Source organism: Nonomuraea aurantiaca (assembly GCF_020215705.1).
Classification (GTDB): Bacteria; Actinomycetota; Actinomycetes; order Streptosporangiales; family Streptosporangiaceae; genus Nonomuraea; species Nonomuraea aurantiaca.
Genome location: NZ_JAIWNB010000002.1, coordinates 228,406 through 240,596, shown reverse-complemented (window position 1 = coordinate 240,596; position 12,191 = coordinate 228,406). Strand labels below are relative to the sequence as shown.

The following is a 12,191-nucleotide window of genomic DNA, read 5'->3' as shown; positions in this document are numbered from 1 at the left end:
ACTTTTTATCAAAGACGCGATGGCAACAGTTGTTACCGTAATCATTTAACCCTCGGGAGGAAGCATGACGCTCTCACAAAAGATAGTGGTCGGCGCATCGCTGGCTGCCGCCTTCCTGGCGATCCCGGCTACGGTGGGCAGCGCCCCTGCTAACGCTTCAGTGTGGGACTGCTATGCCGACGTGAATACAGGCGAGAACTTCGCCACGGCTTCCTGCCAGTCAGGATTCGGCTATTATCGAGTGAGAGCCGAATGTAACAGTGGCTCCTGGCCCTACACGAAAACCATTTACGGGCCCTGGATATACCGATCTTCCGGTCAGGGGGGTTCGCCGCCGTCCAACGCCTACGGTGACCCCGCCGCGTGTCACGTCGCCAGAGCATCGTACGAGACCATGTAACGTCATCGATCATCCCGCTCCCGGACGAGATTCAGGCGTGATTCAAACCCGTTCCCAAAGTCACGCTTGATTCCGCCCGTCGGCGCGATGCGGCAGTAAAGTGCAGCAACCTTGCCAAGCACCAGCGACCACTCGCGGCCGACCCAGGCCGCCGTAGGGGATCAGGTGCTCTTCGCCGAAGATCACGTGAGTATTGCTCGCAGCATGGGAGAATCGCACTTACGAGGCGCCTTCCCGAACTGGCTGATTGAAGCGTAGAGAACTCCAATCTTCCCAGCTCAGAGGGCGCCTCGCCGCATTTCACGACACATGCATCAGATTTCAAGCCGCTGAGCCTGGTCCATAGCCAGGACGCGTGGAGAGCCGGTCAGGTGCGGTGGCGGGCGCGGGAGGCGGCGGCGTGGGCGCGGTTGGCGCACCGGGCCGAGCAGAACTGCCGCCGCCCCGGCCGGCTCCGGTCGATGAAGGCGTCGCGGCACGGCGAGGCGGCGCACAGGCGCAGCCGTACCCAATCCCCCGCGGCGGCGACGTCGAGCAGCTCGCGCACCGCACGCACCGCCAGCCGGTCCGCCGTCCCCGCGCCGTCCAGCGCCACGAACCGCAGCACCGGCACCCCGTCCACATCCTCGACGTCCGCACGCGCCGCCAGCCCGGCCGCGAACCGGGCCAGCGCCCGTGTCCGCTCCGGCGGCTCGCAGGCCAGCACGGCCCGCAACCGCCCGCGCATCTCCCGCACAGCGGCCAGGGCGTCCGGATTGGGCTCCTCACCAGGAAGTTCGCCGAACTCCTCGCAGAACCGCCGCAGCGCCGCAGGGTCCGGCAGCCGCTCCGGCTCGTCCAGGTATTCGTCCCATGTGTTGGCCAGATCCAACGCCACCAACCCCGTATCGACGAACTGGCGCATCTCCGACCCCTCCTGCTACCGTCACGAGTATGCACACTATAACTCCTGACACAAGATTCGCCATCCTCGACGCCCCGTCCAACCTCGGCCTCCGCCCGCCGGTCCCCGGCGTGATCCCCGGCTGCTACAAGGCCCCGTGGGCGCTCCGCGACGCCGGGCTGCGGGAGCGGATCGGCGCGAGTGACGCGGGCGCGGTGGTTCCGCCTCGCTATGTGTCCACCTGGCAGCCGGGCGACGGCGTCCGCAACGGTCCGGCGATCGCCGCGTACGCCAGGAAGCTGGCCGACCGCGTCGCCGCCGTCCGCGAGTCGGGGGCTTTCCCCATCGTCCTCGGCGGTGATTGCTCGATCCTGCTCGGCCCGGCCATCGCGCTGCGCGAAGCAGGCCGGTACGGCCTGGCGTACCTGGACGCCCATGCCGACTTCCGCCACCTCGGTAACTCCCCGCACGTGGGCTCCGCGGCCGGGGAGGACCTCGCCCTGGTGACCGGGCGTGGCGACGACTACTTGACGGACATCGGCGGCCTGCGCCCGTACGTGGCCGATGAGGACGTGATCGTGCTCGGCGTCCGCGACGAGGAGGACCTGCGGGACGTCAAGGAGTCCGGTCTCGCCTACGTGCCCGCCGCCGACCTCGGCCCCGGCACCCTCGACATCGCCAGGAAGGTGCTGGTCCGCGACGACCTCGACGGCTTCTGGATCCACGTCGACGCCGACGTGCTCGACCCCTCGGTGCTGCCCGCGGTCGACTCCCCCACGCCCGGCGGACCCGGCGCCGACGGCCTGGCCGGGCTGCTCCGTGGCTTGCTCGGCTTCCCGGGGGCCGCAGGCCTGGAGATCACCATCTTCGACCCCGACCTCGACCAGGACGGCGCACAGGCCGCCCTCCTCGTGGACATCCTCGCGTCGGCACTCGCCACCGACCGGTGAGACTCACCCGTCAGTCGAGAACGACCCGACCCGCGACGATGGCCGTCCCGTGAGGGTGTCCCGACTGGTGGGACGACGGGCCGTACTCCCTTGACGATGCCTGATCCACCCCAGAGGATTATGTGCAGATTGTGGACTAAAAGCACCAGGGGAGCTGAGAATGACCAAGCCGCTCAGTGTGCAGCTCTACTCCGTAAGGGACCAACTGGCCGCCGACCGTGATGACGTGCTGCGCCGGATAGCCGGAATCGGTTACGGGGCCGTCGAGCCCTTCGACCCGACCGGCGATCCCAAGGGCTTCCGGCAGGTGGCCGACGACCTCGGGCTGGCCGTGTCGAGCACGCACGCCTACGCGCTGCTCAGCAAGGAGCCGGCCGAGGTCTTCGACGCCATCGCCACCGTGGGCACCGACCTGGTGATCATCCCGGGTGGCATCGCGCATGAGGAGTTCACCACGCGCGATGGCCTGTCGAGGACCGCCGACCTGCTGAACGGCCTGGCCGAGCAGGCGGCCGCGTACGACATGCGGATCGGCTACCACAACCACTGGTGGGAGATCGAGCCGCGGATCGACGGCCGGCACGCCCTGGAGGCCCTCGCCGACCTGCTGGCTCCGGAGGTGTTCCTGGAGATCGACACCTACTGGGCCGCCGTGGGCGGCGCCGATGTGCCCGCCCTGCTGCGCGACCTTTCCTCCCGGATCCTGGCGCTGCACGTCAAGGACGGTCCGGGCGTCAAGGAGGAGCCGCACGTGGCCGTGGGACAGGGCGTCATGCCGGTGGCGGACATCCTCGCGGCCAGCCCGGACACCTGGCGGATCGTGGAGCTCGACAGCTGCGCGGGCGACATCTTCGAGGCGCTCGCGGGCAGCCACGCCTACCTCACCGAGCTGAGCGGTTCATGAGCTCCGGACCCGTAGGCGTCGCCATCGTCGGCGCCGGTGTGATCAGCGGCACCTATCTCCGTCAGCTGTCCTCCTTCCCCGACGTCCGCGTGCTCGGGATCGCCGACCTCGACACGGCCAGGGCCGCGACCGCCGCGCGCGAGCACGGGGTGCCGGTCTCCGGCACCGTCGAGACCGTACTGGCGGTGCCGGAGGTGGAGATCGTCGTCAACCTGACGATCCCGGCCGCGCACGCCGCCGTGGCGCTCGCGGCGCTGCGCGCGGGCAAGCACGTGTACAGCGAGAAGCCGCTGGCCCTGGACATGGACGAGGCGGCCAAGGTCACCGCGGAGGCGGCGAACCTCGACCTGCTCGTCGGCAACGCCCCCGACACCTTCCTCGGCGCGGGGCTCCAGTCGGCGGCCAAGGCGCTCGCCTCCGGCCTCATCGGCACCCCGGTGGGCGTCACGGCCGCCTTCCAGAGCCTTGGCCCCGAGTCGTGGCACCCCAATCCCGAGTTCCTCTACCAGCGTGGCGCCGGTCCCCTGTTCGACCTGGGCCCCTACTACCTGACCACCCTCGTCGCCCTGCTCGGCCCGGCGGCCCGCGTCGCGGCCAGCACCCGGCGGGCCCGCGACCACCGGGTGATCGGTTCTGGGCCGAAGGCGGGTACGGCGTTCGCGGTGGAGGTTCCCACGCACGTCAACGCGCTGATCGACTTCGCGGGCAGCGCCAGCGCGACCACGACGTTCAGCTTCGACTCGCCCATCCGGCGGGAGATGATCGAGATCATCGGCACCGAGGGAGCGCTGTCGCTGCCCGACCCCAACACCTTCGAGGGGCCGCTGCTGGCCCGGGGCCCGCATGACGCCGAGTGGCGGGGACTGCCCGTCACGGGTACGACGGCCGGGCGCGGCCTGGGCGTCCTGGACATGGCCAGGTCGCTGCGTGCCGGGACCCCGCACCGGGCCTCGGGCGCGCTCGCCCAGCACGTACTGGAGATCATGACCGCCATCGGAGACGCCGGAGAGGACGGCGAGGCGCGCCGCCTGCACACCACGTCACCCACCCCACCGCCGCTCCCCGACGACTGGGACCCGCTTGCCGCCACGCTGACGTAGACGTGGTAGACCGGCCGGTTCACGCTTGGTCAGCCAAGCGTGAACCGGCCGGCCACAGGTGGGGTTAGGTTGGGGGACTATTGTTGTGGTTGTCGCCTGGGTTTTTCCCGTGGCCACCCCCCTCCCACCCCCGCCCGGCCACAGGTGGAGATCGGTTGCGCGACTCTCGTGACGGAGTGTCGAATGGGATCGGCACGTGGGCGAGACGTCGGCGAACCCTTTGGAGTGGCGATGAGGCCGTTGGCCATCGCATTGATCGCGATTCTGCTGGCCGCGGGCTGTTCGACGCCGAGGCGGGACAAGATCACGGTCGCGTGCGGTGCGAGCGAGCGATGGTGCGCGATGATGGTCAAGAGGTTCTCCGATTCCACCGGCGTGGAGGCCGAATACGTCCGGCTGTCGAGTGGGGAGGCGCTGGAGCGGATCAAGGCGGCCAGGGCGCGGCAGGAGTTCGACGTCTGGCATGGCGGTCCGGCCGATTCCTACGTGGCCGCCAAGAGTCAGGGACTGCTAGCGCCGTACAAATCCGAAAAAGCCGGTGAAATCCGGCACGGCTGGGCTGATCCGGAGTATGCCTGGAGCGGGATCTACGCCGGCGTGCTGGCCTTCTGCAACAACACCAAGGAGCTGGCCAAGCGCGGCATGCAGCCGATCCACTCCTGGCGGGAACTCCTGGACGAGCGACTGCGCGGCAGCGTCGCCATCGCCCACCCGGCCACGTCCGGAACCGCCTACACCGCCCTGTGGACGCAGGTGGAGCTCAACGGCCGCGACCAGGACAAGGCACTCGGCTACCTGCGCGGCCTCCACCCGAACGTACTGAGATACAACTCTTCCGGCAGCGCGGCCGCCTTGCAGGCGGCCAAGGAGGAGGCGGCGGTCGGCGTCGTCTTCTCCCACGACTGCGTCGCCGCCCAGGAGCAGGGCTATCCGAACCTGCAGGTGACCTTCCCGCAGGAGGGCACCGGTTACGAGCTCGGCGGCCTGGCCGTACTGGCCGGGGCGCACAACCCCGACAGCGCACGCAAGTACGTCGACTGGGCCCTGAGCGGAGAATCCCAGCGGCTGGGGCCGCTGGTGAACTTCTACGCCCTGCCCACCAACACCACGGTGCCGGCGCACTCCAAGGCGGCCGACCCGGCGACGGTCAAGCTGGTCTCGTACGACGTGGAGGTCGCCGGGCGCGCCAAACAGGCACTCGTCGACAGGTTCAGCACGGAGATCGCCCGACCGCCCGTCTAGGAGCAGCCCTCGAACTGTGGGACCGAGACCACCGACAGGTCGATGCCCGACTTGCCGAACCACTTGTCCAGCAACATGTTCGCCGTGCCGTCCTGGTACATCTCGGTGATGGCCCGGTTGAGTTCCTCACAGCCGTCCACATCGCCCTTGCGGATGCCGATCGCCGTACGTTGCTCGTTGAAAGTAGCGCCGACCAGGTGCAGATCGACGCCCGGCTTGGTGAGCAGCCCCGCCAGGATCTGGCTGTTGGTGGAGATGGCGTCGATCCTGCCGTCCTTGATCATGTCCAGGCAGACGTTGTAGTCGGGTGCGGGGACGGCGATCGCCTTCACCCGGCGCTCGTCGATGATCCGCTGGGCGATGTTCGTGCCACGCACCCAGCAGATCTTGCGGCCCTCCAGGTCGCGGACGTCGCGGATGACGTCCTTGTCGGCCGGCCGTACGGCGATGTCCTGGAAGTCGACGTGGTACGGTCCGGCGAAGTCGATCACCTTCTTCCGCTCCGGGGTGACCGACATGTGGGCGAAGACCAGGTCGGCACGCCCCTGCGTGAGCACGGTGAGCTGGTCTCCGGCGGTGATCTCCAGCCAGTGGATCTTCTTGCCCAGCCGGGAGATGAGATATTTGGCCACGTCGATGTTGAAGCCGTCGTACGAGCCGTCCTTCCCCTTGAAACTGATCAGCGGGACGTCGGAGCGGATGGCGACGATCAGCTCGTCCTTGTCCACAAGGGATTCCGGCCGCGCCGCGCCGCAGGCGGTGAGCAGGAGCGTCAGGCAGATCAGCAGCTTTCTCACCGGTACTCCCTGAGTCGTGGCCAGATCCCGACCAGGATGAGCAGGGCGCCGGCGGCCAGCCCGGCGGGGATCAACCGCCACAGCGTCTCCAGGGCCCCGTCGCCGCTGTCGATGGCGCGCTCGAAGTCGGACTCGTGCCGCCGGACCAGCTCCTCCAGCACCTTGTCGTAGCTTTCGTAGGTCTGGGTGAGCTCGCCGTCCCAGTATTTGATCGCCGCTTCGGGCGTCATGGTCCGCATCCGCGCGTCCGCCTGCTGGAACTTCTGGTAGACGGCGAAGAGGCGTTCCCGGTCCTGGCCCGTCAGGCTGCCGAGCAGTCCCTGGAAGTCGGCCCGCAGCTTGCTCTGGTAGTCGGGCAGGCTGGTGGACTCGACGGCCGCGATCGTCTGGGACTTGTCCAGGAAGGCGTGTTCGTAGGTGTCCCTGCGGAAGCGGTCGAGCAGGTAGCGGTTCTGGTCCCCGTGCATGCTCTTGCTGATCGCCCGTGCTCTGGTCAAGGTGAGCACCGCGTCGAAACCGCCGCGCTTGGCCTCGTCCAGCGCCTGGCCCTGCCGGTTGAGCAGGGCCGTGCCCGTCACCAGCCCGGCCCCGGTGAGCACGGTGGCGACCACCAGGGCCGGCGCGAAGACCCGGCGGAACCTGCGGGTCAGGTAGGTCTGCAGGCCCAGCAGGCAGGCCAGCGCGAGCAGCCCGGTGACGATGACGGCGAAGCGGGCCAGCGAGGTGGTCGAGCGCTCGGCCACGTGCGCGCGCCGGACGATCGTCCCGGTTTCCAAGGTCAGGTTGTAGGCCTGGGGAAGCAGTTCGCGGTGCATGAGGTCGGTGGCCTTCTGATAGGCCTGGACCACATTGTCGGGCGGCTGTCCCGCGGTGTGCTTGGACTGCACGTCCAGCAGCCGCGCCTGGGTTGCCAGCCGCTCGTAACGGCCCAGCCCCTCGATCAGCGACTCGACCGTACGTTGCTCGGCGGGATTGTCCAGGGCCAGCCGGTACGCTTTGAGCAGGCTCTCGGAGATCTCCAGCCGCCGCTGGTCATAGGTGGTCAGGTCGGCCTGCTGCTGGGGGCCGTACTCGCTGCCCAGCAGCAGGGTCTCGGCCACCAGCGCGTCCATCTCCGACATCTGCCGATACAGGCCCGTGGTGGCGAGCACCTGCGGCCCGGCGTCATGCCCGATGGTGCGTAAGCCGGCGCCCGTACTCGCCGCGCCGCCCAGGATCGCGGCCAGCAGCAGCGCCAGCGCCAGAAGGGACAGCCCGGCCAGCGTACGCACCCGCCCGGAGACCGACTCCTTGCGCCCGGTCGAAGGCGTCGCCGTCACCGTCATGGCCCGCTCCGGCGGGAGACGCCGGGATCGTTGGTGTGCAGCGCGCCTCCCGAGGACGACTTGTGCTGGGAAATCCGAGCATGGCCGCGGAAGCGACAGATCCGCAAGAGGGGCCGCCGGTCGCGCCGGCGAAGAGGGCTGGTTCGCCGCTGTTCGGTCGGCAGTCGCACGTCATCTAACGTGCCCGTATCCGCTCTACGAAGTCAGGAGTCACATGACAGACCACACCGCGGCCCGGCGTGTCGTCGTTCTCGGGGGTGGCATCCTCGGTGTGTCCACCGCCGTGCACCTCGTACGCGGGGGCGCTGACGTCGTCCTGGTCACCGAGTCGGAGCTCGCCGGCGGCGCGTCGGGACGTTCGTTGTCCTGGCTCAACTCGGCGGGCGTCCGGTCCGGCTCGTACCATCTCCTGCGCATCCTCGGCATCGACCGCTACCGCACCCTGTTCGCCGCCGACCCGAGCCGGGACTGGCTGCGCTTCGACGGCGGCCTGTGGTGGACGACCCCCGACGGGGCCGAGGCGACCCGCGCACGGCACGCGCACGAGGTCGCTCGCGGCTACGAGTCGCACCTCATCGGCCGCGCGGACACCAGCGACCGGGTCAGCGGGGTCCAGGTGGGCGCGGGCCTCGCGATCCACAATCCGGGTGACGGCTGGGTCTCCCTCCCCCACCTGATCCGCGAGCTCGCGGACGAGCTGGTCCGCCGCGGGGGCCGGCTCGTCACCGGCGCGGGCCGCTGCTCGGTGCTCGTGGAGGACGGCCGGGCACGGGGAGTGCGCGGCGCCGACGGCACGTCGTGGCGTGGCGACGCCGTCGTGGCCGCCTGCGGTGCGCAGACCCCGGCGGTGCTCGCGGAGCTCGGCGTGGACCTGCCGGACGCGTCCCCCTTGTCCATGCTCGTCATCACCGAGCCGGTCGAGACCGAGGTCGTGACCGTGCTGAACACGCCGCGCGCGGCGATGCGCCCCCACCCCGGGTCGACGTTCGCGATCGACCACAGCTGGTACGAGGAGCACATCACCGAGCACGACGACGGCTCCTGCTCCATCGACGAGAAGTATGTCAAGGAGCTCGTCGCCGAGGCGTCCGCCCTGCTCCAGGGCGATGTCACCCTCCAGGCGGCGTCGTGGCGACTCGGCCGCAAACCCATACCGGCGGACGGCGAGCCGGTCTTCGGCGAGCTGGAGTCGGTGCCCGGATGCCATGTGGCGTTCACCCACTCGGGCGCGACGCTGGGGCTGATCGCCGGCGAGCTCACCGCCTACGAGGTGCTCACCGGCACCGGGCACCCGCTCCTGGAGGACTTCCGCCCTGGCCGCTTCACCCGGACGGAGTAAATCCGGACGCCCGCGAAAAGGAAACTGGACGGTCTTGGTGCTGCAATTCGCTACCGATCGCGCGTCAAGCGACTGGCGTTCAAATTGCCGTGACATTTGCGCTCAGATCGCGAGAGGAAAAGATCATGTCAGCAAACGAGCAACGACCCGACGACCAGCCTGCGTTATCCGACGGCGGCAATAGCGGCGGACGATTCCCAGCGGACGTCGTCGTGCCAGGGCTCTCTCGCAGAACCTTTCTGGGGAGCAGCCTCGGAGCCATGGCGGTGGCCTCGCTGCCCTGGGTCGGCGCCTCCATCCCGACGCTATGGTACTGGGCTCTTCGCGGCAAGCCCGGCCCTGGGGTGACGTACGGAATCGGTGCGGTGGCGGTCGTGGACAGGAACGTCTCGGCAGCCTCCCGTCCTTTCGTATTCGTGCGAGCGGACGACAGTCATCTGTGGATTCTCTGGAAAACTCCCGCCGGCAACTGGGAATGGGTCGACCAAGGGGGAAAGGTCGACCGGCCCGTTGGTGTCATCGCTCTCGATGACAACCCGAATGGGCATCGACCCTACGCGTTCGTCGTGCAAGACAGACATCTCTGGGTGCGCTGGTGGAACGGCCTGGACTGGTTCTGGTCCGATCAGGGGCAGCCGGCGGGCGTCGACATCTTCAATGGCCTCGGTGCGGTGACGCTCGCGCTGAAGCCCACGCTGGATCTCGCCCCCTTCGCCGTCGTAACCGGCAGCGACGGCAATGGGTGGGTGAACTGGTGGAACGGGTCGTCCTGGCTCTGGTACAACCTGGGTTCGCCCGGCGTCGCGATCGGCTCCTCGATGGGAGTTCTCGCCGTCCCGGACGAGAGAACCGGCGAGCAGACCCTGCAGGTCTATGTGTGGGGCGGCGACGGGCAGCTGTGGCTCGGTATCACGGACATGGTGTCCACACGATGGACCGCCCTTGGTCACCCTCGGTACCCCGCGGTGATCAGTCAACCAGCCGGCGCGGCGATCATCAAGAGCGGCCCTGGGCAGCTCTCGCGGCCCTGCTCCTTCGTCCTGAGCGCATCGACCGGCGACCTCTGGGCCTGTCAGGACGACACCTGGTTCGAGCTGGGCGCCCCGCCGAGTGACCACTACGCCAATATCGCTTTGGGTGCGATAAGCGTCCCGGACCCGAATAACGCCTCCCAATACGCACGGGTCTTCGTGACCGACGGCAACAACTCCGTCTGGGTCTGCCGGTGGGACGGCGCCAAGCCGGTCTGGGAGGATCACGGGAATTCGACTGGCCACATCATCGACGCGGGCATCGGCATCACCAACACACACACCTCGCCTGCGGCAGCTCCGATGACCCATGCCTTCATGCGAACCTCAGACGGGCTCGTCTGCGAGAACTGGGAGCAATAGGGCCGACCTGAGCGACGTCGCCGGATATCGCTCAGGTCTTCAACAGGGCGGCCGCCTGCCTCAGGAGCTGGGGCGGGTTCCTCTACGAGGGGATGACGTAGGCGCTGGTGCTGGACCGGCCGGTGCCGTTCACCGCGGTGATGTAGAGGAACGGGCGGCGGGGATCGACATCGGTGGGCGCGGTGAAGGGGACCCAGGCGGCACCGGCCTCGTCCGGTCCCTGGGCGACGGTCACCGTCTTCATCCCCGCCCCGGCGCGGGCGTACTGGACCTTGATCGTCCCGCCCGCGAGGTTGCGGCCGGTGATCGCGATCCCCGTAGCGTTCCTCGTCGCGCCGACGATGAGCGGCGCGTTCCAGGAAGCGTGGAGGTCGTCGCTCAACGACGGGGTCATCCAGTTGAGCCGGCAGGTCAGGAACGGGTCCCAGCCGTAGGAGATCACCTTGGTCACGGCCTCGCCGGCCGCCATGACCTGGGCGTCGAGCCGCTTCTTGGTCGTCCGGCCGCGCAGCGGCAGCGGGTCGGCCCGGCCGCACTCGCCGGCCACCGGGGCGGGCTCGAAGGCCTCCGCGTTCATCCACAGCTCCACCCCCGGCGGCCGTGACCGCGCCGCCGCCTGGAGATAGTCGTAGGTCGAGCCGTAGTACGCCTGCCGGTTGGTCACGTCTCCCACCATCGGCACCAGGCGGGGATCGACCTTGGCGTCCACCTCGTCGCGGCCGTAGACGGGCACCTTGCCCGTCCCGCGCCCGTCCTGTACGGCGACGACCATGGGCGCCCCATGCGCGGTCGCGGCGATGGAGAGCAACCCCGGCCCCACCCGCTCGGGCGGGAAGCCCTTGTCCCTGCGCGCGTCGAAGTAGGGACTGACCAGGATCTTCTTCCCGGGCAGCGTGGCAGCCACCACGGCGTGCTGGGCCTGGTACAGCTCGATGGTCGGATCGACGCTGGGCCGCGACTTCACCGCCAGCTCGAACGACTGGTACACCCCGGCGAACGCCGCCGACGACCCGTACCTGCCCCGATAGTCCGTCAGCACCCGCTCGGTGAGCGCGGTCACGGCGCCGAAGTGCGTGAGGTCGGGCAGCCACGGCCGCTTGACGTCCTGCGGCGCGGCGGGCAGCCCGGGGAACACCTTCATCCCGTACGCGGGCGCCTCCCCCATCAGGTTGCCCAGCCCGTCGCCGTCGGTGGCGATCAGCACGAGGTCGTACGGGCCGCGGGAGCAGGATCTGCCCAGCAGCAGCCGGTAGTAGACCCGCTCGCCGACCTCGATCCGCCGGTCCAGGCCCGGACACCGCAGCAGGCCGTCGCCGAACAGCTCGTTCGCGGCATAGCCGTAGACCCGGCGGATGCGCGGAACCGCCTCCCGAGCGGCCCGGTAGCACGTCTGCCCGTTCTCGACGCAGCCGGTGAAGTCGGGGTCGGGCGCGCCCTCCTTCAGCAGCCGCCCCGCCCGGTCGACCCGGCTGGGCACCAGGCGCGGGCCGAACGTGATGAGCGTGTCACCGCCGACCCCGTGGATCGCCTCCACCGTCCGCCGCGTGACGCACAGGTCCGAGCGGGGCACCAGCCAGTAACCGGTGATCGCGTACGGCGCGCCGACCCGCGTGTCCCGCGCCGGACAGCCCGCGTCGACCGGCGTCACAACAGGAGTGGGAGTGGGTGTCGTGGCAGGCGTCAAAGAAAGTGTCGTGGCCTCGGCCCGCGTCCCGGGAACGACGGTGGCCGCCAGCACCGCCACGGCCGCGAACCCGCGCAGGATCCACCCGGATACCACATGACCTCCTCGCGCGAGTGTCCGCTCGCGGCCAGAACGGTCGTACCCGTTAGATCACCCGATGCACCTTATCGTGG

The 12,191-nt window shown here is 69.1% G+C and carries 10 protein-coding genes; 6 read left to right on the top strand and 4 right to left on the bottom strand.

The window, feature by feature from the left end; genetic code table 11:
- Positions 1 to 767: 767 nt before the first annotated feature.
- A complete protein-coding gene (locus LDL49_RS06835; RefSeq protein WP_225290069.1) occupies positions 768 to 1,304 on the bottom strand; it encodes a CGNR zinc finger domain-containing protein in 537 nt (178 codons plus the stop codon).
- Between the two features lie 29 nt (positions 1,305 to 1,333).
- Between LDL49_RS06835 and LDL49_RS06830 the strand changes: the two genes are divergently transcribed.
- From LDL49_RS06830 to LDL49_RS06815, 4 genes are all read left to right on the top strand, one after another.
- Positions 1,334 to 2,233 (top strand): arginase family protein, encoded by a 900-nt coding sequence (locus LDL49_RS06830; protein WP_225290068.1) that lies wholly within the window; start codon positions 1,334 to 1,336, stop codon positions 2,231 to 2,233.
- 160 nt (positions 2,234 to 2,393) lie between these two features.
- Positions 2,394 to 3,137 carry a sugar phosphate isomerase/epimerase family protein gene (locus LDL49_RS06825; protein WP_225290067.1) on the top strand — a complete coding sequence of 248 codons (744 nt, stop codon included), beginning with the start codon at positions 2,394 to 2,396 and terminating at the stop codon, positions 3,135 to 3,137.
- On the top strand, positions 3,134 to 4,237 hold the full coding sequence (locus LDL49_RS06820) for a Gfo/Idh/MocA family protein (RefSeq protein ID WP_225290066.1): 1,104 nt from the start codon (positions 3,134 to 3,136) through the stop codon (positions 4,235 to 4,237). The genes LDL49_RS06825 and LDL49_RS06820 overlap by 4 nt, the downstream gene beginning before the upstream one ends.
- Before the next feature lie 231 nt (positions 4,238 to 4,468).
- Complete coding sequence (locus LDL49_RS06815; RefSeq protein ID WP_225290065.1) at positions 4,469 to 5,479, top strand: ABC transporter substrate-binding protein; 1,011 nt, start codon at positions 4,469 to 4,471, stop codon at positions 5,477 to 5,479.
- Here LDL49_RS06815 and LDL49_RS06810 read toward each other — a convergent pair.
- Together LDL49_RS06810 and LDL49_RS06805 are read right to left on the bottom strand one after the other, a co-directional pair.
- A complete protein-coding gene (locus tag LDL49_RS06810) occupies positions 5,476 to 6,276 on the bottom strand; it encodes a transporter substrate-binding domain-containing protein (protein ID WP_225290064.1) in 801 nt (266 codons plus the stop codon). The genes LDL49_RS06815 and LDL49_RS06810 overlap by 4 nt on opposite strands.
- A complete protein-coding gene (locus LDL49_RS06805; protein WP_225290063.1) occupies positions 6,273 to 7,601 on the bottom strand; it encodes a GlnX family signal transduction membrane protein in 1,329 nt (442 codons plus the stop codon). Before LDL49_RS06805 ends, LDL49_RS06810 begins: the two co-directional genes overlap by 4 nt.
- A 214-nt stretch (positions 7,602 to 7,815) precedes the next feature.
- Between LDL49_RS06805 and LDL49_RS06800 the strand changes: the two genes are divergently transcribed.
- On the top strand, positions 7,816 to 8,940 hold the full coding sequence (locus tag LDL49_RS06800) for an NAD(P)/FAD-dependent oxidoreductase (RefSeq protein WP_225290062.1): 1,125 nt from the start codon (positions 7,816 to 7,818) through the stop codon (positions 8,938 to 8,940).
- Between the two features lie 260 nt (positions 8,941 to 9,200).
- Positions 9,201 to 10,334 (top strand): PLL family lectin, encoded by a 1,134-nt coding sequence (locus LDL49_RS06795; RefSeq protein ID WP_225290061.1) that lies wholly within the window; start codon positions 9,201 to 9,203, stop codon positions 10,332 to 10,334.
- Between the two features lie 82 nt (positions 10,335 to 10,416).
- Here LDL49_RS06795 and LDL49_RS06790 read toward each other — a convergent pair whose 3' ends face one another.
- Positions 10,417 to 12,114: a DUF4434 domain-containing protein gene (locus tag LDL49_RS06790; RefSeq protein ID WP_225290060.1), complete on the bottom strand. Its 1,698-nt coding sequence runs from the start codon at positions 12,112 to 12,114 to the stop codon at positions 10,417 to 10,419.
- Positions 12,115 to 12,191 lie beyond the last annotated feature (77 nt).

What these genes read in the sequence shown, in the direction of transcription:
- LDL49_RS06825 (WP_225290067.1), top strand. Translation starts at nt 2,394, where the DNA reads ATGACCAAGCCGCTCAGTGTGCAGCTCTACTCCGTAAGGGACCAACTG.
- LDL49_RS06795 (WP_225290061.1), top strand. Translation starts at nt 9,201, where the DNA reads ATGGCGGTGGCCTCGCTGCCCTGGGTCGGCGCCTCCATCCCGACGCTA.
- LDL49_RS06800 (WP_225290062.1), top strand. Translation starts at nt 7,816, where the DNA reads ATGACAGACCACACCGCGGCCCGGCGTGTCGTCGTTCTCGGGGGTGGC.
- LDL49_RS06820 (WP_225290066.1), top strand. Translation starts at nt 3,134, where the DNA reads ATGAGCTCCGGACCCGTAGGCGTCGCCATCGTCGGCGCCGGTGTGATC.
- LDL49_RS06815 (WP_225290065.1), top strand. Translation starts at nt 4,469, where the DNA reads ATGAGGCCGTTGGCCATCGCATTGATCGCGATTCTGCTGGCCGCGGGC.
- LDL49_RS06835 (WP_225290069.1), bottom strand. Translation starts at nt 1,304, where the DNA reads ATGCGCCAGTTCGTCGATACGGGGTTGGTGGCGTTGGATCTGGCCAAC.
- LDL49_RS06830 (WP_225290068.1), top strand. Translation starts at nt 1,334, where the DNA reads ATGCACACTATAACTCCTGACACAAGATTCGCCATCCTCGACGCCCCG.
- LDL49_RS06805 (WP_225290063.1), bottom strand. Translation starts at nt 7,601, where the DNA reads ATGACGGTGACGGCGACGCCTTCGACCGGGCGCAAGGAGTCGGTCTCC.